Raw genomic sequence first — 23753 nt, forward strand, 5'->3', positions numbered from 1 at the left:
GTGAAAAGTAAATCAATTTAGCCTGTGAGCTAGACAACAATTCGATTGTGAAAACCCTGAACGAAGCAAGGCTGATAACCAAATTGTCGGTAATTATGATTAGCAGAGGCGGCTAAGTTGCCGCCTCTCATTCATCTAATTTCTATTACAGAACTAGACGACGAATGTCAGATAGACATGAGTTTAGGTAAGTGATGAAGCGCGCACCTTCAGCACCATCGATCACACGGTGGTCGTATGATAGAGACAGTGGAAGTTGTAGACGCGGTTCGAACTCTTTACCGTTCCATACCGGTTTCATTTCTGACTTAGACACACCTAGGATACCAACTTCTGGTGCGTTTACGATTGGAGTAAACGCCGTACCGCCGATACCGCCTAGGCTAGAGATAGTGAAACAGCCACCTTGCATGTCAGCCGCAGTTAGCTTACCAGCACGTGCTTTCTTAGAAACCGCCATTAGCTCTTCAGATAGCTCGTAGATGCCTTTCTTGTTCACGTCTTTAAATACAGGAACAACTAGACCGTTTGGTGTATCTACCGCGATACCAACATTCACGTATTTCTTCAGAATTAGGCTCTCACCGTCTTCTGATAGAGAAGAGTTGAACGCTGGGAACGCTTCAAGCGCTTTAGCTACCGCTTTCATGATGAACACAAGTGGTGTGATCTTCATGCCAGTGTCTTTCTTCGCTTCAATCGCGTTTTGCTCTTTACGGAATGCTTCAAGAGCCGTGATGTCTGCGTTATCCCACTGTGTAACGTGCGGGATCATTACCCAGTTACGGTGTAGGTTTGCGCCAGAGATCTTCTTAATGCGAGATAGCGGTTGAACTTCTGTCTCACCAAACTTGCTGAAGTCCACTTTTGGCCATGGTAGTAGACCAAGAGCCGCGCCGTCGCCTTTGCCAGATGCTGCTGCACCTGCGCCAGACTCAAGACGCTTAAGTGCATCTTTCACGTAAGCTTGAACGTCTTCTTTTAGGATACGGCTCTTACGACCAGAACCTTTAACCTTAGAAAGATTAACGCCAAATTCACGCGCTAGACGACGAACAACTGGAGACGCGTGAGCGTACTCATCGTTTTCTTTGAAATCGCCAGTCGCTGCTGGAGCTGCTGCCGCTGGAGCTTCTGCTTTAGGAGCTGGAGCTGCAGGTGCTGCCGCTTGAGCTGGAGCTGCTGCAGGAGCAGGTGCTGCGCCCGCCACTTCGAATACCATGATTAGTGAGCCAGTAGACACTTTGTCGCCAGCTGCAATCTTGATTTCTTTAACTGTGCCAGCGAATGGTGCAGGAACTTCCATAGAAGCTTTGTCACCTTCAACAGTGATTAGAGATTGCTCTTCTTCCACTGTGTCGCCAACCGCAACCATGATCTCAGTAACTTCAACTTCGTCGCCGCCGATATCTGGTACGTTAACTTCTTTTGCCGCAGACGCTGCTGGAGCTGCTGCCGCAGGAGCTTCAGCTGCCGCTGGTGCTGCTGGAGCGCCTGAACCTGCTGTTTCGAACACCATGATAAGTGAGCCAGTCGATACTTTATCGCCTGCTGCAACTTTGATCTCTTTTAGAGTACCTGCGAATGGCGCTGGAACTTCCATAGAAGCTTTGTCGCCTTCAACAGTTAGAAGAGATTGCTCTTCTTCGATGCTGTCGCCAACGGCAACCATGATTTCAGTAACTTCTACTTCATCACCACCGATGTCTGGTACGTGAACTTCTTTTAGTTCTGCCGCTGCTGCTGGAGCTGGAGCTGCTGCTGGAGCTGCTTCTGCCGCAGGAGCAGGTGCAGCGTCAGCTGCACCCTCGGCTTCGAAAATCATGATTAGAGAACCAGTAGAAACCTTGTCGCCTTCTGCAACTTTGATTTCTTTAACGATACCCGCTTGAGAAGCAGGAACTTCCATAGAAGCTTTATCGCCTTCAACTGTGATCAGAGACTGCTCTTCTTCAACCTTGTCGCCAACGCTTACAAGAATCTCAGTAACTTCAACCTCATCCGCACCGATGTCTGGTACATTAATTTCGATTGCCATTTCTTATCTACCTTCTTAATTAAGCGTATAGCGGGTTTGTTTTCTCTGTGTCGATGTCGAATTTCTTAATTGCTTCTGCAACTACAGATTTCTCAACTTCGCCACGTTTCGCTAGTTCAGTTAGCGCTGCTACTACTACGTAACCTGCGTTCACTTCGAAGTGACGACGTAGGTTTTCACGGCTGTCTGAACGACCGAAACCATCAGTACCAAGAACTTTGAAAGACTCAGCAGGAATGTATGCACGAACCTGCTCTGCGTAGTTCTTCATGTAGTCAGTTGCTGCGATAGCAGGTTCAGTACCCATTACTGTTTGGATGTAAGGTACTTTCGCTTCCGCTTCTGGGTGAAGCATGTTGAAACGCTCTGCATCTTGGCCATCGCGAGTTAGTTCGTTGAATGACGTTACAGAGTAAACATCAGAAGCAACACCGTAATCTTCGCTTAGGATTTGAGCTGCTTTACGTACTTCATTCATGATAGTACCAGAGCTCATTAGCTGAACTTTCGCTTTGTCGCCCGTGTAAGTTTCTAGCTTGTAGATACCTTTACGGATGCCTTCTTCAGCGCCTTCTGGCATTGCTGGCATTGCGTAGTTTTCGTTCATTAGCGTTAGGTAGTAGAACACGTTTTCTTGTTCTGGACCGTACATGCGACGGATACCGTCTTGCATGATTACTGCTACTTCGTACGCGAATGTTGGGTCGTAAGAAATACAGTTAGGAACCGTACCCGCCAAAATGTGCGAGTGGCCGTCTTCGTGCTGTAGACCTTCACCGTTCAACGTTGTACGACCCGCAGTTGCACCTAGTAGGAAACCACGTGCTTGTTGGTCACCAGCCATCCACGCCATGTCGCCAACACGTTGGAAGCCGAACATTGAGTAGTAGATGTAGAACGGGATCATTGGTAGGTCGTTTGTCGAGTATGAAGTCGCAGCAGCAACCCATGAAGACATAGCACCTAGCTCGTTGATACCTTCTTGTAGAACCTGACCTGAAGTCGCTTCTTTGTAGTAAGAAACAACGCCACGGTCTTCTGGTGTGTAAGTTTGACCGTGCGGGTTGTAGATACCGATTTGACGGAACAGACCTTCCATACCGAATGTACGTGCTTCGTCAGCAATGATAGGAACGATGTTCTTACCAATGTTCTTGTTCTTAAGTAGAACGTTTAGTGCACGTACGAATGCCATAGTAGAAGAGATATCACGCTTCTGTTCTTCTAGTAGTGGCTTGAATTCTTCTAGCTCAGGCACGATGAATTCTTGAGTGAATTTTGGTAGACGCTGTGGCGTGTAGCCGTGTAGCGCTTTACGACGAGCGTGTAGGTATTCGTACTCTTTTGAACCTTCTTCAAGTTTCAGGTACGGAAGTTCTTTCACTGCTTCGTCAGTTAGGATGTCTTGAAGACCTAGACGGTCACGTAGGTGTAGTACGTGAGTCATGTCCATCTTCTTAACTTGGTGCGCGATGTTCTTACCTTCAGCCGCTTCACCCATGCCGTAACCTTTAACAGTCTTAGCTAGGATTACTGTTGGACGACCTTTAGTTTCTGCCGCGTTTTTGTATGCCGCGTATAGCTTAGAAGACTCGTGACCACCACGCTTAAGTGCGAAGATTTCGTCATCAGTCATGTCAGCAACAAGTGCAGCTGTCTCTGGGTACTTACCAAAGAAGTGCTCACGTACGTACGCGCCATCTTTTGATTTGAATGTTTGGTAGTCGCCGTCGATCGTTTCATTCATAAGCTGTAGAAGCTTACCAGTCGTATCTTTAGCTAGTAGTGAATCCCAGTTGTTACCCCAGATTACTTTCACTACGTTCCAACCAGCACCTTTGAACAGACCTTCAAGTTCTTGAATGATCTTACCGTTACCCATTACAGGGCCATCTAGACGCTGTAGGTTACAGTTGATTAGGAAACATAGGTTGTCTAGTTTCTCACGCGCAGCGAAAGAGATAGCACCACGTGATTCTGGCTCATCCATCTCACCGTCACCTAGGAACGCGTAAACGCGCTGCTCTGAAGTATCTTTAAGACCACGGCCTTCTAGGTACTTAAGGAAACGAGCTTGGTAGATAGAAGCGATTGGACCTAGGCCCATCGATACTGTCGGGAACTGCCAGAATTCAGGCATCAGTTTAGGGTGCGGGTATGAAGGAATACCTTTGCCGTCTACTTCTTGACGGAAGTTGTCTAGCTGCTCTTCAGTTAGACGACCTTCAACGAATGCACGTGAGTAGATACCTGGTGAAATGTGACCTTGGTAGTAAACTAGGTCGCCACCATCCTTCTCGTTTGGTGCACGGAAGAAGTGGTTGAAACATGTCTCGTAGAACGCAGCAGAAGACTGGAAAGACGCCATGTGGCCGCCTAGCTCTAGGTCTTTCTTAGATGCACGTAGAACGATCATGATAGCGTTCCAACGAATAATTGAGCGAATACGACGCTCAAGTGTTGTGTCACCTGGGTATGCTGGTTCTTGGTCTGCAGGAATCGTGTTGATGTAGTTAGTTGTGATACCTGTTGGCATATCAACACCGTCTAGACGTGCTTTATCTAGAACTTGCTCTAATAGGAATTGAGCACGCTCTAGACCTTCTTCACGTACAACTGACTCAAGCGCTTGTAGCCATTCTTGAGTTTCCAGTGCATCTACGTCATGCTTCATATCAGACATGGCGATCTATCCTTCTGTTGGTTGGATCTACTTATTTAAGTAACGCTCTTACGAGTCATTACCCTGCTGAATTCGACGTAGAGAACGCTCTCGTCGAGACTCTTCTCGAGTCAAATCCAACAATGTTTCTTCGATGTAAGCCAAGTGCGAGTGGGACATTTCTCGCGCCTTTTCAGGCTGACCAGAAACAATCGCATCCACGATATTGGCTCGGTGTTTACTGACTTTCTCGACCGCTTCTGGGCGGCGACGTAGTAATTTAAAATTTTGTAGAATATTTTGCTCAAGCAAAGGTGCTAAGCTTCGAACAATGTGCAACAAAACCACGTTGTGCGCGGCTTCTGTCAAAGCGATCAAAAATTGCATTACTTCCGCAGATTCAGCTTCGATATCGTTGTTTGCTTGCTCTTGGCTAATGCGCTCAAGGCAACCTTGAATACGCGCAAAATCTTCTTCGGTACCACGTAAAGCTGCAAAGTAGGCTGAAATTCCTTCCATCGCATGACGAGACTCAAGCACATCAAGCTGGGTTTCAGAATGACTAGACAACAAATTCAACAAGGGATCTGAAAAGCTCTTCCAGATATTTTCACTTACGAATGTTCCGCCACCTTGGCGACGAGTCAACAAACGCTTCGCTTCCAAGCGTTGAATGGCTTCTCGGACTGAAGGACGAGACACATCGAACTGTTTTGCCAGTTCACGCTCTGGAGGCAGTTGTTGCCCCGGAGACAATGTTCCTTCCACTATCAACCTTTCTAACTCTTGTTCTATAACATCAGAGAGTTTTGGCTGACGAATCCTTTGATAAGCCATAATTTATTGTTCTTCTACTCTTGCAGGTAATTGGTAATACCAATTTTAAGTTGGTGCAGAAATTAACATAATTAAAACGCCACTGTCCAGCCGAAAATTGACCTAAATCATAGAACGAGCTTACTTCCAACACTCTGATAACAATCGACTGTTAAAACAGCAATAGAATTGGTATGACCAATTACATAAAGCATACAAATGGGAAGTCGACGTGCTAGCAGTTTTGGAAAAGAAATACAGAAAATGACAAAATTATCAGTCTATTTATTCACCAAAACGGCATATGCGAGCGTAAAAATGTAGTTAACTTTTAACAATCATTAATATTTCTGGTATCAAAAAAAGGCATACCTGATCGTATGCCTTATTTATTTCGCTTTTTTGAATTTACACTTTCGCTACAAATCAACGCTGTATAAGCAGTCTATATTTCACCCAATCAAAGCTTAGACCAGGATCGCTTTTTCTCAAGGGCGCAATATATTGATGACCGGTAATTCGTGGCGGGGTGATTTGAGGATAAGACTGCATAATCACCTCAGTGATCTCTGCAAGTGATTGATATTGCGCTTCTGTGTAGGCAGTAAATTCTGTCCCTTCAAGCTCGATACCAATGGAATAGTCATTACAACGCTCCCTGCCCGCGAAACTGGATTGACCGGCATGCCATGCTCTATCAAGAAAAGAAACAAATTGAACAACCTCGCCGTTTCTTTTAATCAAGCAATGTGCAGAAACGCCCATTTTGTGAATAACTTCAAAAAATGGATGTTCATTTGGGTCTAGCTTGCCAGTGAAGAAGTCCTCTATATATGGTCCACCAAACTGCCCAGGAGGCAAACTGATGTTGTGTACCACCAGCAGAGAGATGTCGTTTATATCAGAGCGGGCATCAAAAAATGGTGACGGAACATGCTTTGCCTGTGTCAGCCAGCCATTCTCGATAATTGGGCGCATATCAACCTCTCTACTTTGCAAATTAACTGCTGAAATTATTGACACCGGAGAGTATCATTCGTTGCCATCTCCCTTTCAAGACAAGATTTGCGATGAAGAACACACACAACATTCAAGAACGCCTAGAATACCTTAAACAACAACTCCCTTTAGAGATCACTCGCTCTGTCGCTGATACCTTAAAAGAAGATCTAGGTGGCAGTGTCGACGCAGATAACGACATTACTGCATCTTTGATCCCTGCCGATGCGGTTAATGCCGCAACGATTATTACTCGTGAGCATGGTGTGTTCTGTGGTCAAGCATGGGCTGATGAAGTTTTTAAACAGCTCGGTGGCAAGGTCAGCATTGAATGGCACGTAAAGGACGGAGATAAAGTCGAACCTAACCAAACCCTTTGCACGCTGACAGGCCCTGCTCGTGACTTGTTAACTGGTGAGCGTAACGCAATGAATTTCATCCAAACGTTGTCTGGCTGCGCAACAGTTACCGCAGAGTACGCTGAAAAAATCGCGCATACTGAGTGTCGTCTACTAGACACACGCAAAACCATTCCTGGTCTGCGTAGCGCACTAAAATACGCCGTGACGTGTGGTGGTGGCTTTAACCATCGCATCGGCGTGTTCGACGCTTACCTCATTAAAGAAAACCACATTATTGCTTGTGGTGGCATCACTCAAGCCATCCAAAAAGCGAAAGAGCTTAACCCAGGCAAACCGGTAGAAGTCGAAACGGAAAGCTTAGAAGAGTTGAAACAAGCGATAGAGGCTGGTGCCGACATCATCATGCTCGATAACTTCACAAAAGAAATGATGCGTGAAGCCGTAGCGATTAACGCAGGTCGTGCCGCTTTAGAAAACTCCGGCAATATTACGCTAGAGACCATCGCAGAATACGCAGAAACCGGTGTCGATTACATTTCGGTAGGCGCGTTGACTAAGCATCTAAAAGCGATGGATCTTTCGATGCGCTTCAAATAATAAAAGCAACAAATCTGAAATTACTTCAACTAACTCAGTGAGTTGTGAGCAATTCATCATTTAAAAGGGCCAATTGGCCCTTTCTTTTTATCCACTAAAAAAATAGTACTACTCGCAAAACTCTGCATGCGATATGCAACTTTTCACCAAAGAGTTTTATCTCACTCGAGAGCCCATCCCTTCCCCATTTTCAACCCACCTTAACTCTCCATAATCTTTCGCCAATGCAAGAGCATTATTAATTTTTAGGAAAGGGTTAAAAATGAAAAACAGTAAACAGAAAAAACAGCAAGGTTTTACCTTGATTGAATTAATGATTGTCGTCGCGATTATTGGTATTTTGGCCGCATTTGCCGTGCCTGCATATCAAAATTACACCAACAAAACTCATGCTTCTGAAATGCTCAGTGCTGCATCAGCGATGAAAGCGGGTGTAGGCGTCTGCCTATTAAGTGGTGGCACTGATTGCGGAGCCGGACAGCCTAATGTTCCCGCAAGTCAAGAATTTGATAAAGGTGCCGGAAACCATTTTGCAGTTACCTCTGATGTCAAAGTAACTGCTGCAGCTACCTCGTCAGCAGCAGCTAGCATCACAGGAACCGTTACCGCAACAGTAGATGCAACTGACGGTAAAGCAGGTCTGAAAAAGAACGGGACCATAAATCTAGCGCCAAAATTGACTATGTCAGGGGTGACTTGGGAGGTTACCTGTGATCTTGGCAGCAATGACTACTGTCCTAAGAGCTAATGCTAACCAATCTCTCCACGGTTCTTCGCCAGGCCGGATTACTAACATTTTCCCAAGAAGAATCGTTGCTTGAGCAAGTCAAAGCTTCTGGCATTTCGATGCCAGAAGCTTTACTCAGTTCAGGGTTATTCACGTCAAGCGAACTCGCTGAGCACTTAAGCTCTCTCTTTGGTTTAAATCAGCCCGAGTTATCTCAGTACGAGTACGCTTCGCTTTGTCAACAACTCGGTCTACGTGAATTAATCACTCGGCATAACGCACTCCCACTCCAACGTACGCCTTCAACGTTATTATTAGCGGTTGCCGACCCCACGAACCAACAAGCAGAAGATGACTTCCGCTTTGCGACAGGGTTGCAAGTAGAACTTGTTCTCGCTGATTTTCGCGAGCTGACCGCTGCGATTCGGCGCTTATATGGCCGCGCACTTGGGCAGGAAAAGTCTGGGTTAAAAGAGATCAACCAAGAAGAGTTAGCCAACCTGGTTGATGTGGGCGCAGATGAAATCGACAACATTGAAGACTTGAGCCAAGACGAGTCACCCGTCAGCCGTTACATAAACCAAATTCTGCTGGACGCTGTGCGCAAAGGCGCATCCGATATCCACTTTGAGCCTTATGAAAAGATGTACCGCGTTCGCTTACGCTGTGATGGCATCTTAATTGAAACACAGCAGCCACCAAGCCACTTAAGTCGCCGCTTATCCGCTCGTATCAAAATCCTCTCTAAGCTTGATATTGCAGAGCGACGTTTACCACAAGATGGGCGTATAAAGCTCAAGTTGAATCAAGACACCGCGATTGATATGCGTGTATCCACACTACCGACTCTATTCGGAGAGAAAATTGTATTACGACTGCTCGACAGCAGCTCTGCGTCACTGGATATCGACAAGCTTGGTTATAGCGAACAACAAAAACAATTGTACTTGGATGCGCTCCGTCGCCCACAAGGCATGATTCTGATGACAGGCCCAACTGGGAGCGGGAAAACCGTTTCTCTGTACACTGGGCTGAGTATTCTCAATAAACCAGAAATCAACATTTCCACGGCAGAAGACCCAGTAGAAATTAACTTATCGGGCATTAACCAAGTTCAAGTTCAGCCTAAGATTGGTTTTGGTTTTGCCGAAGCCCTGCGCTCTTTCTTACGTCAAGACCCCGATGTAGTAATGGTCGGTGAGATTCGTGATTTAGATACCGCCGAAATCGCTATAAAAGCATCGCAAACCGGTCACTTAGTACTTTCAACCTTGCATACCAATTCTGCGGCTGAAACGGTGATTCGTTTATCAAACATGGGCGTAGAAAGCTTTAACTTGGCCTCATCTCTTAGTTTGATTATTGCCCAGCGCTTGGCCCGTAAACTGTGCTCGCACTGTAAACAATCACAAGAGCTTACGGTTCAGCTACAACATCTTGGAATTCAAGCAAGCGACAACATTTTTAAAGCCAATCCCGATGGATGCAATGAGTGTACCCATGGTTATTCCGGCCGGACGGGGATTTATGAAGTGATGCGCTTTGATGAATTTCTTTCCGAAGCGCTTATTAAAGGTGCCTCGGTACATGAACTAGAAAAACTCGCCATCGCAAATGGTATGAGCACGTTACAAATGTCGGGCATAGAAAAACTCAAACAAGGGATCACAAGTTTTAGTGAACTACAGCGTGTACTTTATTTTTAATCCTTTAATCAGCAGTCACATCCATGAAAAGCACTACACCACAACTTAAAAACTTCCGCTGGAAAGGCATCAATAGTTCAGGCAAAAAGACGTCTGGACAAACCCTCGCGATGACAGAAATTGAAGTACGCGAACGTCTAAACGCACAGCATATCAAGATCAAGAAGTTAAAGAAAAGCAGTATCTCGTTTCTCACTAAACTCAGCCATCGCGTAAAAGGCAGAGACATCACGGTGTTTACCCGTCAAATTTCGACGATGTTGATAACCGGTGTGCCCTTAGTTCAGGCTTTAAAATTGGTATCAGAAAATCACAAAAAAGCAGAGATGAAATCCATTTTGATGAGCGTAACACGCGCCGTCGAAGCGGGTACGCCTATGTCAAAAGCCATGCGCACTGCAAGTGAACACTTTGACCCACTCTATACCGACCTTATCGCAACAGGTGAGCAATCCGGTAACTTAGCGGAAGTGTTCGAGCGCTTAGCCACCTACCGAGAAAAAAATGAACAACTCCGTGCGAAAGTGATCAAAGCACTGATCTACCCAGCGATGGTAGTACTAGTCGCGTTAGGCGTGTCGTTTATCATGCTCACCAAAGTCATTCCCGAGTTTGAAAAAATGTTTGTTGGTTTTGGTGCTGACTTACCTTGGTTTACCAGGCAAGTATTAGATCTTTCCGCCTGGACACAAAACTGGAGTCCGTTTATCGCACTAGGCTCCATTAGTTTATTCATCTCGGCGAGAATCCTCTCTAAGCGTTCAGATTCTTTTCGCTTAACGCTCAATCGATCTGTGCTTAAATTTCCTGTCCTTGGGCCTGTATTATCAAAAGCAGCGATCGCCAAATTTAGTCGAACACTCGCCACAAGCTTTACAGCGGGCATTCCAATTCTAACCAGTTTAAAAACTACATCAAAAACATCAGGAAACTTGCACTATCAACTCGCCATAGAAGAAGTTTACCGTGATACCGCCGCAGGTATGCCAATGTATGTAGCTATGCGCAACTGTAATGTGTTCCCTGAATTGGTGTTACAAATGGTTATGATCGGTGAAGAGTCTGGTCGACTTGACGATATGCTCAATAAAGTTGCAACAATCTACGAGTTTGAAGTCGACAACACCGTCGACAACCTTAGTAAAATTCTAGAGCCACTAATTATCGTTTTTTTAGGTATCGTTGTTGGCGGATTAGTGACAGCAATGTACTTGCCAATCTTTAACTTAATGAGTGTATTGGGCTAGAATGAGCTGTTAACTCCTTTAAAACAGCATCTTGCTGATTTCACTCATCGCTCAAGAGACAAATATGGAAGTATTCCAGTACTACCCTTGGCTATTCGTTGTGTTTGCCACCATCTTCGGTCTGATCGTGGGTAGCTTCCTCAATGTGGTTATTTATCGACTACCTAAAATCATGGAGCTAGAATGGCGACGCGAATGTGCCGAGTCATTTCCTGAATACAAAATAGAACCTCCTAAAGAAGTGCTGACCTTGAGCGTCCCACGCTCCTCCTGTCAGAAGTGCGCAACGCCGATACGTATTCGAGACAACATCCCTGTGATTAGCTGGCTGCTTTTAAAAGGCAAATGCCACAACTGTCAGACAGCCATTAGCGCACGCTATCCACTGATTGAACTGCTCACTGCGTTCTGCTCAGGCTTTGTCGCTTACCACTTTGGTTTTAGTTACTTTACCGTTGCCCTACTCTTTTTCACTTTTATCTTAATCGCCGCAACATTTATCGATCTAGATACGATGTTGTTACCTGACCAATTAACATTACCATTAACTTGGGCTGGCATTGCCTTAGCATTAGTCGAAATAAGTCCTGTTACTCTACAAGATTCTGTCATTGGTGCTATTGCTGGTTACCTATGTCTCTGGTCCGTTTACTGGGGCTTTAAGTTACTTACCGGTAAAGAAGGAATGGGGTATGGTGATTTTAAACTACTGGCGGCACTAGGAGCTTGGCTAGGTTGGCAGTCACTGCCGATGATCATTCTACTTTCTTCTGTGGTTGGCATCGTATTTGGCATCATTCAACTACGCTTGCAAAAGCAGGGAATTGAAAAAGCTTTCCCTTTCGGTCCTTACTTAGCAATTGCTGGTTGGATAAGCTTAATTTGGGGCGACCAGATTTTAAACTGGTACTTTACTTCAGTTCTAGGAGTGTAAATGGCTTTGGTTATTGGTTTAACAGGTGGTATCGCTAGTGGAAAAACAACCGTCGCGAATCTGTTCAAACAACAATTTAAAATCGATATCGTCGATGCCGACATTGTAGCAAGAGAAGTTGTCGAGCCAGGTACTCCCGGCCTAAACGCGATTATTGAACACTTTGGTCACGATATCGTTCGTGAAGACCAAACTTTAGATCGCGCAAAGCTGAGAGAAAAAATCTTTTCGAATTCAGATGAAAAAGCATGGCTCAACGCACTGTTGCACCCGATAATTCGTGAAAAGATGATCGAAGATTTGCAGCAAGTCACTTCAGAGTATGCGTTACTTGTGGTGCCGTTGCTCGTAGAAAACAAGCTAGATAGTTTGTGTGATCGCGTTCTTGTCGTCGATGTAGAACCGAATACACAGATATCTCGCACGATGAAACGAGACAATGTGAGTGAAGATCAAGTTCGCGCCATCCTTGCCTCTCAAGCATCAAGAGAGCAAAGGCTCGCGCTTGCAGACGATGTGGTTAAGAATAATCCAAGTGACCCTGATCTTTTGCTTCAAATCACAGATTTGCACGAAAAGTACCTAGCCATGTGTAAGAAAAATCTGCGAAAATAGGAACGAAACTCACAAAGGCTTATGTCGATGACCACGCACAAATTTGAACATCCGTTAAATGAGAAAACTCGTATTTATCTAAGAGTGGAGTCTCTGCTGCGTCAGGCTCACTTGGCCTCTGGGTTTAGCGAAAATCACCAGTACCAACTGTTTTTCCGTGCGTTATTCGATATGGTTGAGATCTTCGAACAGATCCAGCTGAAAAGTGAACTGGCTAAAGATCTTGAGAAGCAACGGCTGTCGTACCGCCATTGGCTAAATGTTGATGGCGTCGATCAAGACGCATTAAATACCCTACTACAAGAGATAGATGTCGTTCATAGCCAACTGATGGGTGCAGAACGTTTTGGTCAAGCACTAAAAGAAGATCGCTTCCTAAGCTCTATCCGTCAACGCTTTAATCTACCGGGTGGTTCATGCTGTTTTGATCTGCCAGCATTACACTACTGGCTTCATCTACCTATTGAACGTAAAAAGCGTGATGCACAACAGTGGCAAGCAAGCTTAAAGCCCTTATCTGATGCGCTTTCGTTATGGTTAAAGCTCACTAGAGAGACCGGACATTTCAAAGCTCAAATCGGTCGTGCAGGTTTCTTCCAAAGTGACGCTGATGAAGCCAACATTCTAAGACTTCACATCCCAATGGAATATGGCGTGTATCCTATGATTTCAGGCCATAAAAACCGCTTTGCGATCAAGTTCATGTCGTTTGAAAACGGTCAAGCGTGCACACAAGATATTGAATTTGAACTTGCTGTGTGCAGCTAAGACGACACTTAGCCTCGCCTCCATAATCTAAAATTCAACGCTTTATTGCGCTTATATTTGATAAAATTTCGTAGCAGCAATAGCGCGTTGAATAAGCCATCTTTAATTCGTTTAGGTATACTACCCTTTAACACCAATTAGTAATGGGACGCTCAACTATGTCTAAAGTTACCATCGTTCAATGTCCACAATGTGGCGCCGACGTAGAATGGGGAGAACAAAGTCCTCATCGCCCTTTCTGCAGTAAACAATGCCAAATGATTGATTTTGGTGAATGGGCAGATGAAGAAAACACCATCCCAGGCGCACCCGATATGTCCGATAGTGATGGCTGGTCTGAAGACCAGTATTAAATTGAGACCTAGGGTAAAGGAATACCCTAGGTTCCTTCTTGGGGAATCTGAATCACGCTCCTTCGTCGCTGTCCAGAAAGACGAATTTTAACCACGGTACCCTGTAATCTTTGGTTATCAATTCCCGTCATTCAGAGGAGCCATAGCGAAATCAAGAACCTACTCATAGCAAGAATACTGTTAGACAACTGAAACACTAGCATTCTCAGCGAGTAGATTTTTAACCACGCTCCTTCGTCGCTATCCAGAATGACGACTTTTAACCACGGTACTCTATAATCTTTGACCATCATTTCCTGTCATTCCGAGGAGCCATAACGGCATCAGGAATCTACTCATAGCAAGGATGAAGCTAACAACGTAAACACTTGCATGCTCGACTAGTAGATTCTGAATCACGCTCCTCCGTCGCTATTCAAAATGACGAATTTTAACCGCGGTACCCTGTAATCTTTGGCCATCATTTCCCGTCATTCCGAGGAGCCATAGCGACATCAGGAATCTATTCACAGTAAGGATGAAGCTAACAACTTAAACACTTACATTCTCAACTAGTAGATTCTGAATCACGCTCCTTCGTCGCTATCCAGAATGACGAATTTTAACCGCGGTACCCTGTAATCTTTGGCCATCATTTCCCGTCATTCCGAGGAGCCATAGCGACATAAGGATGAAGCTAACAACTTAAACACTTACATTCTCAACTAGTAGATTCTGAATCACGGTCCTTCGTCGCTATCCAGAATGACGAATTTTAACCACAGTACCCAGTAATATTTGATCATCATTTCCCGTCATTCCGAGGAGCCATAGCGACATCAGGAATCTATTCACAGCAAGGCAGAGGCGTGGAGTGTACATCAGTGCATGAGCATCGACAGTTCAGGTCGGGTGAAAAGAAACGAGCAAGCTAATTACACAAATAAAAAAACGGAGCCCTAAAAGGACTCCGTTTAAGATGAGAACGCTAGTTATAGCATTACTTCTTAGCAAGTTTCTCTTTGATACGAGCAGACTTACCAGAACGCTCACGTAGGTAGTACAACTTGGCACGACGTACTGCACCACGGCGTTTAACTTCGATGCTATCAACGATTGGAGAGTGTGTTTGGAACGTACGCTCAACACCTTCACCGTTAGAGATCTTACGTACAGTGAAAGCAGAGTGTAGACCACGGTTACGGATTGCGATTACAACGCCTTCGAAAGCCTGTAGACGCTCACGGTCACCTTCTTTTACCTTAACTTGAACTACAACAGTGTCACCTGGTGCAAATTTAGGTAGGTCTGATTTCATTTGCTCTTCTTCAAGAGCTTTGATGATGTTACTCATTTTTTAAATTCCTAGAATAAACTGATACTAAATAAATTAGGTTACTTTGCGTTATGTTCTTTAATGGCTTTATGCTCATTAACAAACTCAGCAAGTAATTGTTCCTGTTCGTCAGTCAGAGCTAGGTTTTCCAGGAGCTCTGGTCTTCTTAGCCAAGTACGGCCCAACGACTGCTTGAGTCGCCATTGACGAATGTCCTTGTGATTGCCTGACATCAGTACAGCTGGTACCTCTTTGTCATCCAATACTTCTGGACGCGTATAGTGAGGGCAATCTAACAAGCCATTTGCAAAAGAGTCTTCTTCTGCTGACGCGAAATCCCCTAGTACACCCGGAACAAACCGAGAAACAGAGTCGATTAACGTCATGGCTGGTATCTCACCACCCGTCATCACAAAATCACCAATCGACCATTCTTCGTCGACTTCAGATTGAATGATGCGCTCATCTACCCCTTCATAACGACCACAAATCAGAAGCAAGTTCTCATTCGTTGCCAGTTCTTCCACTCCTTTCTGGTCGAGCTTGCGACCTTGAGGAGAAAGGTAGATGACTTTCGTCTTGCCCGGTGAGGCTGCTTTCGCGGTATGAATGGCATCGCGCAAAGGCTGAACCATCATTAACATACCAGGGCCACCACCGTAAGGTCGGTCATCGACTGTGCGATGTTTGTCGTGAGTGAAATCTCTAGGATTCCAAGTCTCAATCGACAAAAGACCTTTTTTAACCGCTTGACCTGTTACTCCAAAATCAGTAACAGAACGGAACATTTCTGGAAAAAGGCTAATAACGCCAACCCACATGTTTATCTCGCTCTGTAATTTTGGAGATTAGAATCCAGGATCCCAGTCAACTTCGATCCGTTGAGCTTCGCGATCAACATTAATGATCACTTGCTCTTCAAGGAACGGGATTAATCGTTCCTTCTGCCCGAAAGCATCTTTAAGATTTGCTTTAACAACCAGAACATCGTTTGAGCCAGTTTCTAGCATGTCAGTAACGACACCTAGATCGTAACCTTTAGTGGTTACAACTTGCATCCCAAACAATTCGCGCCAGTAGAACTCATCTTCTGACAATTCAGGAAGTACCGCAGGGTCAATAGCAATTTCAAAGTTCGTCATTAGATGCGCGTCTTCACGAACATCCATGCCTTCCAGCTTAGCCACCATACCTTTGTTATGGCGCTTCCAGCTTTCTACTTTGTACTCAACCCACTTGCCCTTTTGGTTAATGTACCAAGGGCTGTAATCGAAAATGCTTTCAGCATTGTCTGTGTAGGAAAAAACCTTAAGCCAACCACGAATGCCGTAAGTAGCACCAAACTTGCCTACAACAATCTTTTCGTTGCTCATTGTTTCTTTACCTTTCATCGACATAAACTAGTTTCTACTTTTCAAGTAAAAAATTAAGCCGCTTTTTGAGCGTCTTTAACTAGCTTAGCAACACGGTCAGATACTGACGCGCCTTGACCAACCCAGTGGTTAACGCGGTCTAGGTCTAGACGTAGACCTTCTTCTTGACCTTTAGCAGTTGGGTTGAAGAAACCAACTTTCTCGATGAAACGGCCAGTTGCAGCGTTGCGGCTGTCCGCTACTACGATTTGATAAAATGGACGCTTTTTAGCGCCGTGACGTGCCAAACGAATGGTTACCATGTCGTCCTCTTTGCTTTCTCAAAAATAAAATTAACCCCAAAAACCATTCAAGAAATTAAACAGTTTGGGGTCTCGTGCCAAAATAAAGCTCCGGAATTTTACTCTTCTCCCGGAGCAATGCAAGGAGTTTAGTTACTTTTTCACCAACATAAATTGAATTTAAAGTTTGTGACGTACCTAACACCCTGAATCTATGCGTGATCGATTAATTAACGACCAAATGGGTTGAAGCCACCGCCACCACCCATGCCGCCCATCATGCCTTGCATGTTGCGCATCATGCCTTTCATGCCACCTTTTTGCATCTTTTTCATCATTTTCTGCATTTGGGTGAACTGTTTTAGTAAGCGGTTTACATCTTGAACCTGCACACCAGAACCAGCCGCGATACGCTTCTTGCGCGAGCCCTTGATAATTTCTGGGCGTTGACGTTCTTTCATTGTCATGGAGCTGATGATCGCTTCCATCTGTTTGAACATCTTGTCATCGACTTTATCTTTCACATTGTCTGGTAGCTGGGACATTCCTGGAAGCTTATCCATCATCCCCATCATGCCGCCCATGTTTTGCATCTGGCCTAGCTGTTCACGGAAATCTTCAAGGTCGAAACCTTTCTTCTCTTTGAACTTCTTCGCTAACTTTTCTGCCTTTTCTTGGTCAACGTTGCGTTGTAGGTCTTCAATCAAAGACAGAACATCACCCATGCCAAGAATACGTGAAGCAACACGATCTGGGTGGAACGGTTCTAGCGCGTCAGTTTTTTCACCGACACCCAAGAATTTGATTGGTTTGCCCGTGACATGGCGTACTGAAAGTGCCGCACCACCACGAGCATCACCATCAACCTTAGTTAGAACTACACCGGTAAGAGGTAGCGCATCGCCAAAGGCTTTTGCTGTATTTGCTGCGTCTTGACCCGTCATGGCGTCAACAACAAATAGCGTTTCTACTGGGTTGATAGCTGCGTGAAGATCTTTGATCTCCCCCATCATCTCTTCATCAATTGCCAAACGACCTGCGGTATCGACAATAAGTACGTCGTAGAATTTTTTCTTCGCATGGTCAATCGCTGCATTGGCGATATCAATAGGCTTTTGGTCTGGTGATGATGGGAAGAAGTCAACACCGATGTCTGATGCCAGTGTTTCAAGCTGCTTGATTGCCGCAGGACGGTAAACGTCGGCAGACACAACCAAAACTTTCTTCTTGTCACGTTCTTTTAGAAGCTTAGATAACTTACCTACCGATGTGGTTTTACCCGCACCTTGTAGACCTGCCATAAGAAGCACAGCAGGTGGTTGAGCAGCAAGGTTTAGCGCCTCATTCGACTCACCCATTACGGCTTCAAGTTCTGTTTGAACGATCTTGATAAATTCCTGACCTGGAGTCAGAGATTTAGAAACTTCTACGCCCACCGCTTTTTCTTTAACGCGGTTCACAAATTCACGAACGACCGGAAGCGCAACGTCAGCTTCAAGTAGAGCCATTCGGACTTCACGTAGGGTTTCTTTAATGTTGTCTTCGGTCAGACGACCTTTACCACTGATATTTTTCAGCGTTTTGGATAATCGATCCGTTAAATTCTCAAACATCTTTGTCTCTTCGCTAAAATGGCGATTAATTAGTGTGAGTATACATTAGCCAAGGTCTGAGTCATACCCGTACCGCTGTCCTATTCTTGTCTCTATTTATATATGGTGCGGTAACTTATTAATTTCAATATCTCATCTCTCACGATTGATGTCGGATATAACGTAGCCCCAAAGTGTAATGCAAGGTATAATTTCTCCATCGTGCACAATAATATTTAGGATTCATGGATAGCTTAATAGCCATCGCGGCCGCCATACTTTATGTCTTGGCGATTGCGACCATCATACCCGGACTCTCACAACAGTCAGGAATCAAAGCAAAAACAGTGTTTGCTAGTGCTGCCTGTGCGCTTGTTTTTCATGCGTGGATTTTGAGTGATCTGATCTTTGATGGTTCAGGTCAAAACCTGAGTATTCTCAACGTGGCTTCTTTGATCAGTTTTATTATTTCTCTGGTCATGAGCCTTGCTATGTTGAAAAACCGACTGTGGTTTTTATTGCCTGTCGTTTATAGCTTTGCTGCCATCAATTTATCTGCTGCCACATTTTTGCCAAGCACGTTTATAAAGCACCTAGAGAATGACCCTAAGCTACTCATTCATATTTCATTTGCGCTCTTCTCATACGCGACTTTAACTATCGGGGCACTCTATGCGCTTCAGTTGGCTTGGCTGGATCACAAACTGAAAGCAAAAAAATCTTTGGCGATTAACCCAAACCTGCCGCCTCTATTAATGGTGGAGCGTCAACTCTTCAAAATTATTTTGATCGGTAACTTATTGTTAACTGCCACGCTCATTACTGGCTTTGTCTTTGTGCAGGATATGTTTGCCCAAGGTAAGGCACATAAGGGCATTCTTTCTTTCATCGCTTGGGTGGTGTACTCAATACTGCTTTGGGGTCACTATCAAAAAGGCTGGCGTGGTAGAAAAGTCACATGGTTCGCTGTTGCAGGAGCAACACTGTTAACTCTGGCATATTTTGGCAGTCGCTTTGTAAAAGAAATCATCTTGAATTAAGGAGCTCTAGGGCTCCTATCCTTTATATTTTAGGCTAGATAAAATACAGTACGCCTTAACTCTTTGACTTAACGGACTTACTCAACCGTTATATAACCCAATACTTACAAGGAACAGCAACGTTTTGGACGACATCTCTACGGGTATCTTGTTTGCGCTACTCGCGTGTCTTATCGTCATATCAGGTTACTTTTCCGGTTCAGAAACAGGGATGATGTCTCTGAATCGTTATCGCTTAAAACACTTAGCCAAAAACGGGCATAAGGGTGCTAAGCGAGTCGAAAGACTATTAGACCGTCCAGATCGTTTGATTGGTCTTATTCTTATCGGCAACAACCTCGTTAATATTCTCGCGTCTGCTATCGCGACCATTATTGGTATGCGTTTGTATGGTGATTTAGGTGTCGCTATCGCAACCGGTGCACTAACTATGGTTGTATTGGTTTTTGCCGAGGTTACCCCTAAAACAATTGCAGCGCTTTACCCTGAACGTGTGTCCTACGCGAGCAGTATATTATTGACCATACTGATGAAGTTACTGTCGCCTTTAGTGATGCTTGTTAACTTTATTACGAATGGCTTTATCCGCTTACTTGGCGTAAGAGCGGATCACTCAGCAGAAGATCATCTTAGCTCCGATGAGCTGCGTACGGTGGTAAATGAAGCTGGCGGTTTGATCCCTCGCCGACACCAAGACATGCTAGTGTCTATTTTGGATCTTGAGCACGTCACCGTGAACGACATTATGGTCCCACGCAATGAAATTACTGGTATCGATATTAACGACGACTGGAAATCCATTGTTCGTCAGCTAACCCACTCACCACATGGGCGCATAGTTTTCTATCGTGACCAAATTGATGAAGTGGTTGGTATGCTGCGCTTGCGCGAGGCTTATCGTCTGATGTTGGAAAAGAACGAATTCAACAAAGAAACGCTATTACGTGCTGCTGATGAGGTCTATTACATCCCAGAAGGCACACCATTGAACGTGCAAATGTTGAAATTCCAACGCAACAAGCAACGTATCGGTCTGATCGTGGATGAGTACGGTGATATCATCGGTCTAATCACTCTTGAAGATATTCTGGAAGAGATCATTGGTGAGTTCACGACGTCAATTTCTCCAAGCCTCTCTGATGAGATCAGTCCTCAAGGTGACGGAAGCTTCCTTATTGAAGGCAGCACCAATATCCGAGATATCAACAAAGGCCTGAAGTGGGATTTACCAACGGATGGTCCGAGAACGCTAAACGGGCTCATTTTAGAACACTTGGAAGATATTCCTGAGAGCCATCTAAGTGTGAGAGTAGCGGGTCACCCAATGGAACTTGTTGAGATTGAAGAGAACCGAATCAAGCTCGTTCGTGTTTATCCGAAGAAGAAAAAATCGACATCCAAATAACCAAAAGAAAAGCCTGACTCATGTCAGGCTTTTTTACTTATTGGGGCAATATGCTTCTTAATGAGCACCTAGTCGATGCGCAACTCTTTTAACATCGACTCAGGCAAAGCAAGTTCATCATTTTTGTTCACCGAAACACCAGCATCCAAAATGTTCTTTGCGATCTGTTGTGCTTCTTTTAAAGAGTGCATTGCTGCCGTGCCGCATTGGTATTCGTTAAGTTCAGGGATCTTATTCTGACTTTCTACCTTCAGCACATCTTCCATTGCTGCAATCCAAGCATCTGCGACTTGCTGCTCTGATGGTGTGCCAATCAGGCTCATGTAAAAACCTGTGCGGCAACCCATAGGCGAAATATCGATGATCTCAACAGAATCATCGTTTAGGTGATTACGCATAAAGCCTGCATAAAGGTGCTCTAGGGTGTGAATACCTTTTTCAGAAAGAATGTCTTTGTTTGGCGCAGTAAAGCGTAAGTCGAAAACAGTAATCGTATCCCCTTTTGGGGTCTGCATGGTTTTCGCCACTCGTACAGCGGGTGCATTCATACGAGTGTGGTCCACGGTAAAACTATCGAGTAAAGGCATTACATCTCTCCTGATTGTAACTCCAGTACCTTTCGGTAATGGATAAATGTCATTCATCCCTACAGCACATGAACTGACTGTGGGCTAAAAGAACCAGCTGCTGTTGTCTTCTAATTCCTGACGACATTGCTTCAGCTGCCAGCCATAAGTTTTCGCTGTTTGTTCAACACGTCGAGCGACTTTGATTAAACTAGGCTTTCGATTATAAGTACCTCGCTTATACCCACCTCGCCCTTCATGATAAGCCAGATACTGGTTATAGGGATCCCATAATGAAATCCCTAGCTGACGCCGTGTTTCATGAGTATACCAACCGACAAACATCATAGAATCATCGAAGTTGGTACGAGAGCCACCCTGACCTGTGGCATCTTGGAAGTCTTCCCAAGCAGGGTCTTGAGCTTGAGCGTAACCATACGCACTGCTGACTCGTCCCCAAGGAATAAACCCTAGCAAATAATCTTTAGGTGGTTTTGCATCGTGCCGAAAGCTGCTTTCTTGTTTAATGATGGCCATAGCGACATGAATAGGGGTCCCCCATTCATCTTCCATATCTTTGGCATCATCGTACCAACCGGATTTCTCTCGGAATATCTCGCATAAGTTATTCTGCTGCTTTGGCGGTGCCGTAGCACAACCTGCAAGTAACACGCTTCCAAGTACCGCTACTACTGACGACTTAATGTTCAACCGCACCAATCCTTAGTTAGTCATTACTGCTTCAGGTAAGCAAAGTAATCTTCCAAAAAATCATCAAAAGAAAGCGTGTCACTCTGCTCTGCTTGCTTTTGTTTTTCCACGGACGACGCTACTTCCGTTTCCATCGTATCTTGTGAGTAGTACTGATAACCGTGAGCTAGGTTTTCATCACGGTACTTCATACCAAGAGTACAACCAACTTTACCTAGCCCACCCAGCTCTTTCGTTAGCTCTAATAGTTGACCAGAGATCGTTAGTTCTGGGTTATCAATCCATGTCTCGAGTTGATTACACACATCTTGGTATGCACTGCCACCAGCGGTCATATCCATTTGCTGTGCTATTTGACGTAACTCGACGAAAACTCGGTGTGCCCAATCTTGTAGAGATAGACGTTCACCTTGACAACCAATTTGCAGCATTAGACCTTTTTCACGGCCAGAAACAATGACTTTATTCCAGTTATCGCGCCAACACTCTAATTCACAGTTATCCATAGGGTCTGAGTCTGACAAGGCCGCCCAGGTAAGGAAGAGATCCAAGAATCGTACTTGCTCTTCATTTAAGCCCACTGCGCTGAATGGGTTAACATCTAGAGAACGAACTTCAATGTATTCGACACCACCGCGTCGTAACGCATCTGAAGGCTTCTCACCACTTTTCGATACACGTTTTGGACGAATCGGAGCGTACAGTTCATTCTCAATTTGTAAGATATTGGAATTAAGCTGGCGGTATTCACCATCCACTTTTACCCCAATTTTCGCAAACTCTTCTGATGGGTGGCGAATCGCATCACTCAAACCATCGAGGTATTGGTCAATGCTGTTAAAACCAATTTTCAGCACACTTTGAGCACTATTGGTATAGCCAAGATCGCTCAAACGCAAAGACGTCGACTTCGGCAAATATAATGTCCCGCCAATCTTCTCGAATGGCAGATCGGTTTCACGACCTTGAATAAAAGAGCTACATAACGCTGGTGATGCACCAAAGAAGTAGGGAATCATCCAGCCAAAGCGGTAGTAATTACGGATCAACGCAAAGTACGCATCAGACTTAGCATCTTGGCGGGCTTGTTCATCTTGCTCGCCATAGAGCGCATCCCAAAATGTTTCAGGAAACGAGAAGTTAAAGTGGACACCTGAAATAATTTGCATCAGGCTGCCATAGCGACGCTTTAGGCCTTCTCGGTACAGCGTTTTCATTTTCGCTGCATTCGAAGAGCCATACTGGGCTAACTGAATATCATCCTCTGAGCCTACGTAGCAAGGCATTGATAGTGGCCACATTTTCTCTTCACCCATTTTGGTTTGAGTGAAATGATGGATATCTTTCAGCTGTGCCATCAGTTCTGGAATTTCATGTGACACAGGCGTAATGAACTCTAACAATGATTCCGAAAAATCCGTTGTGATCCATTGATTTGTGAACGCAGAGCCTAACCCTTCAGGATGAGGAGTTGTAGCTAGATGTCCATCCTGACGATAGCGCAAAGTTTCTCGCTCAACACCGCGTCCAAACTGCTTAAATACTTCGGGGTTTGATGCAACTTTTTTTAGTCGCGCAGCAAAATCAGTCAAAATGAGGTTCGCTTATATTGGGAGCAGGACACTTGTTACATAACACAAGTGTAA

22 protein-coding genes are annotated in these 23753 nt (G+C 44.8%); 10 read left to right on the forward strand and 12 right to left on the reverse strand.

Annotation, left to right across the window (positions count from 1 at the left end; genetic code table 11):
• Positions 1 to 145: 145 nt before the first annotated feature.
• From aceF to ampD, 4 genes are all read right to left on the reverse strand, one after another.
• Positions 146 to 2038, reverse strand: coding sequence for a pyruvate dehydrogenase complex dihydrolipoyllysine-residue acetyltransferase (gene aceF / locus KJB35_RS22515; protein WP_005396678.1), 1893 nt, complete (start codon positions 2036 to 2038; stop codon positions 146 to 148).
• A gap of 19 nt (positions 2039 to 2057) precedes the next feature.
• Positions 2058 to 4721, reverse strand: a complete 2664-nt coding sequence (gene aceE, locus KJB35_RS22520) for a pyruvate dehydrogenase (acetyl-transferring), homodimeric type (RefSeq protein WP_005386612.1) — start codon at positions 4719 to 4721, stop codon at positions 2058 to 2060.
• Between the two features lie 48 nt (positions 4722 to 4769).
• On the reverse strand, positions 4770 to 5537 hold the full coding sequence (pdhR, locus tag KJB35_RS22525) for a pyruvate dehydrogenase complex transcriptional repressor PdhR (RefSeq protein ID WP_005379989.1): 768 nt from the start codon (positions 5535 to 5537) through the stop codon (positions 4770 to 4772).
• A 405-nt stretch (positions 5538 to 5942) separates the two neighbouring features.
• Positions 5943 to 6494, reverse strand: a complete 552-nt coding sequence (gene ampD / locus KJB35_RS22530; protein ID WP_042521337.1) for a 1,6-anhydro-N-acetylmuramyl-L-alanine amidase AmpD — start codon at positions 6492 to 6494, stop codon at positions 5943 to 5945.
• A gap of 92 nt (positions 6495 to 6586) precedes the next feature.
• Here ampD and nadC point away from each other — a divergent pair, with 92 nt between their 5' ends.
• The 8 genes from nadC to yacG all read left to right on the forward strand — a co-directional run bounded on the left by nadC (position 6587) and on the right by yacG (position 13824).
• A complete protein-coding gene (gene nadC, locus KJB35_RS22535; protein WP_005386616.1) occupies positions 6587 to 7474 on the forward strand; it encodes a carboxylating nicotinate-nucleotide diphosphorylase in 888 nt (295 codons plus the stop codon).
• Positions 7475 to 7736: 262 nt separating this feature from the next.
• The gene (locus KJB35_RS22540) at positions 7737 to 8222 is read left to right on the forward strand and encodes a prepilin-type N-terminal cleavage/methylation domain-containing protein (protein WP_005386619.1); all 486 of its coding nucleotides are present in this window, start codon (positions 7737 to 7739) and stop codon (positions 8220 to 8222) included.
• Complete coding sequence (pilB, locus tag KJB35_RS22545) at positions 8222 to 9907, forward strand: type IV-A pilus assembly ATPase PilB (RefSeq protein ID WP_085569814.1); 1686 nt, start codon at positions 8222 to 8224, stop codon at positions 9905 to 9907. The genes KJB35_RS22540 and pilB overlap by 1 nt, the downstream gene beginning before the upstream one ends.
• Before the next feature lie 23 nt (positions 9908 to 9930).
• On the forward strand, positions 9931 to 11154 hold the full coding sequence (locus KJB35_RS22550) for a type II secretion system F family protein (RefSeq protein WP_149192422.1): 1224 nt from the start codon (positions 9931 to 9933) through the stop codon (positions 11152 to 11154).
• Between the two features lie 64 nt (positions 11155 to 11218).
• Entirely contained in the window at positions 11219 to 12088 is an 870-nt protein-coding gene (locus KJB35_RS22555; protein ID WP_012841418.1) for an A24 family peptidase, read from the forward strand.
• Positions 12089 to 12703 carry a dephospho-CoA kinase gene (gene coaE / locus KJB35_RS22560; RefSeq protein ID WP_017635920.1) on the forward strand — a complete coding sequence of 205 codons (615 nt, stop codon included), beginning with the start codon at positions 12089 to 12091 and terminating at the stop codon, positions 12701 to 12703.
• Between the two features lie 27 nt (positions 12704 to 12730).
• Positions 12731 to 13471: a cell division protein ZapD gene (zapD, locus tag KJB35_RS22565; protein WP_005373086.1), complete on the forward strand. Its 741-nt coding sequence runs from the start codon at positions 12731 to 12733 to the stop codon at positions 13469 to 13471.
• A 158-nt stretch (positions 13472 to 13629) separates the two neighbouring features.
• Positions 13630 to 13824: a DNA gyrase inhibitor YacG gene (gene yacG, locus KJB35_RS22570; RefSeq protein WP_017635922.1), complete on the forward strand. Its 195-nt coding sequence runs from the start codon at positions 13630 to 13632 to the stop codon at positions 13822 to 13824.
• A gap of 979 nt (positions 13825 to 14803) precedes the next feature.
• On the opposite strand, the gene rplS is transcribed toward yacG, so the two are convergent.
• The 5 genes from rplS to ffh form a co-directional block, all read right to left on the reverse strand.
• On the reverse strand, positions 14804 to 15157 hold the full coding sequence (gene rplS, locus KJB35_RS22575; protein ID WP_005379971.1) for a 50S ribosomal protein L19: 354 nt from the start codon (positions 15155 to 15157) through the stop codon (positions 14804 to 14806).
• 41 nt (positions 15158 to 15198) lie between these two features.
• Positions 15199 to 15960: a tRNA (guanosine(37)-N1)-methyltransferase TrmD gene (gene trmD, locus KJB35_RS22580; protein ID WP_005385420.1), complete on the reverse strand. Its 762-nt coding sequence runs from the start codon at positions 15958 to 15960 to the stop codon at positions 15199 to 15201.
• Positions 15961 to 15987: 27 nt separating this feature from the next.
• A complete protein-coding gene (gene rimM / locus KJB35_RS22585) occupies positions 15988 to 16536 on the reverse strand; it encodes a ribosome maturation factor RimM (RefSeq protein ID WP_005379964.1) in 549 nt (182 codons plus the stop codon).
• A gap of 29 nt (positions 16537 to 16565) precedes the next feature.
• Positions 16566 to 16814: a 30S ribosomal protein S16 gene (gene rpsP / locus KJB35_RS22590; RefSeq protein ID WP_005379962.1), complete on the reverse strand. Its 249-nt coding sequence runs from the start codon at positions 16812 to 16814 to the stop codon at positions 16566 to 16568.
• A gap of 209 nt (positions 16815 to 17023) precedes the next feature.
• The gene (ffh, locus tag KJB35_RS22595) at positions 17024 to 18406 is read right to left on the reverse strand and encodes a signal recognition particle protein (protein WP_005385423.1); all 1383 of its coding nucleotides are present in this window, start codon (positions 18404 to 18406) and stop codon (positions 17024 to 17026) included.
• Between the two features lie 224 nt (positions 18407 to 18630).
• On the opposite strand from ffh, the gene KJB35_RS22600 reads away from it, so the two are divergent.
• A complete protein-coding gene (locus KJB35_RS22600) occupies positions 18631 to 19425 on the forward strand; it encodes an inner membrane protein YpjD (protein ID WP_005379950.1) in 795 nt (264 codons plus the stop codon).
• Between the two features lie 124 nt (positions 19426 to 19549).
• A complete protein-coding gene (locus tag KJB35_RS22605) occupies positions 19550 to 20830 on the forward strand; it encodes an HlyC/CorC family transporter (protein WP_005379948.1) in 1281 nt (426 codons plus the stop codon).
• 68 nt (positions 20831 to 20898) lie between these two features.
• Here KJB35_RS22605 and luxS read toward each other — a convergent pair whose 3' ends face one another.
• The 3 genes from luxS to gshA form a co-directional block, all read right to left on the reverse strand.
• Positions 20899 to 21417 carry an S-ribosylhomocysteine lyase gene (gene luxS / locus KJB35_RS22610; protein WP_005379945.1) on the reverse strand — a complete coding sequence of 173 codons (519 nt, stop codon included), beginning with the start codon at positions 21415 to 21417 and terminating at the stop codon, positions 20899 to 20901.
• A gap of 84 nt (positions 21418 to 21501) precedes the next feature.
• Positions 21502 to 22107 carry a hypothetical protein gene (locus KJB35_RS22615; RefSeq protein ID WP_005379943.1) on the reverse strand — a complete coding sequence of 202 codons (606 nt, stop codon included), beginning with the start codon at positions 22105 to 22107 and terminating at the stop codon, positions 21502 to 21504.
• A 23-nt stretch (positions 22108 to 22130) separates the two neighbouring features.
• On the reverse strand, positions 22131 to 23699 hold the full coding sequence (gshA, locus tag KJB35_RS22620) for a glutamate--cysteine ligase (protein ID WP_132936926.1): 1569 nt from the start codon (positions 23697 to 23699) through the stop codon (positions 22131 to 22133).
• Between the last annotated feature and the right edge of the window lie 54 nt (positions 23700 to 23753).

Origin of the sequence: Vibrio sp. D431a (genome assembly GCF_030248655.1) — a bacterium.
Taxonomy (GTDB): domain Bacteria; phylum Pseudomonadota; class Gammaproteobacteria; order Enterobacterales; family Vibrionaceae; genus Vibrio; species Vibrio alginolyticus.

Coding starts and splice junctions, on each gene's coding strand:
- aceF (WP_005396678.1), bottom strand. CDS start 2,038: ATGGCAATCGAAATTAATGTACCAGACATCGGTGCGGATGAGGTTGAA.
- aceE (WP_005386612.1), bottom strand. CDS start 4,721: ATGTCTGATATGAAGCATGACGTAGATGCACTGGAAACTCAAGAATGG.
- pdhR (WP_005379989.1), bottom strand. CDS start 5,537: ATGGCTTATCAAAGGATTCGTCAGCCAAAACTCTCTGATGTTATAGAA.
- ampD (WP_042521337.1), bottom strand. CDS start 6,494: ATGCGCCCAATTATCGAGAATGGCTGGCTGACACAGGCAAAGCATGTT.
- nadC (WP_005386616.1), top strand. CDS start 6,587: ATGAAGAACACACACAACATTCAAGAACGCCTAGAATACCTTAAACAA.
- KJB35_RS22540 (WP_005386619.1), top strand. CDS start 7,737: ATGAAAAACAGTAAACAGAAAAAACAGCAAGGTTTTACCTTGATTGAA.
- pilB (WP_085569814.1), top strand. CDS start 8,222: ATGCTAACCAATCTCTCCACGGTTCTTCGCCAGGCCGGATTACTAACA.
- KJB35_RS22550 (WP_149192422.1), top strand. CDS start 9,931: ATGAAAAGCACTACACCACAACTTAAAAACTTCCGCTGGAAAGGCATC.
- KJB35_RS22555 (WP_012841418.1), top strand. CDS start 11,219: ATGGAAGTATTCCAGTACTACCCTTGGCTATTCGTTGTGTTTGCCACC.
- coaE (WP_017635920.1), top strand. CDS start 12,089: ATGGCTTTGGTTATTGGTTTAACAGGTGGTATCGCTAGTGGAAAAACA.
- zapD (WP_005373086.1), top strand. CDS start 12,731: ATGACCACGCACAAATTTGAACATCCGTTAAATGAGAAAACTCGTATT.
- yacG (WP_017635922.1), top strand. CDS start 13,630: ATGTCTAAAGTTACCATCGTTCAATGTCCACAATGTGGCGCCGACGTA.
- rplS (WP_005379971.1), bottom strand. CDS start 15,157: ATGAGTAACATCATCAAAGCTCTTGAAGAAGAGCAAATGAAATCAGAC.
- trmD (WP_005385420.1), bottom strand. CDS start 15,960: ATGTGGGTTGGCGTTATTAGCCTTTTTCCAGAAATGTTCCGTTCTGTT.
- rimM (WP_005379964.1), bottom strand. CDS start 16,536: ATGTCGATGAAAGGTAAAGAAACAATGAGCAACGAAAAGATTGTTGTA.
- rpsP (WP_005379962.1), bottom strand. CDS start 16,814: ATGGTAACCATTCGTTTGGCACGTCACGGCGCTAAAAAGCGTCCATTT.
- ffh (WP_005385423.1), bottom strand. CDS start 18,406: ATGTTTGAGAATTTAACGGATCGATTATCCAAAACGCTGAAAAATATC.
- KJB35_RS22600 (WP_005379950.1), top strand. CDS start 18,631: ATGGATAGCTTAATAGCCATCGCGGCCGCCATACTTTATGTCTTGGCG.
- luxS (WP_005379945.1), bottom strand. CDS start 21,417: ATGCCTTTACTCGATAGTTTTACCGTGGACCACACTCGTATGAATGCA.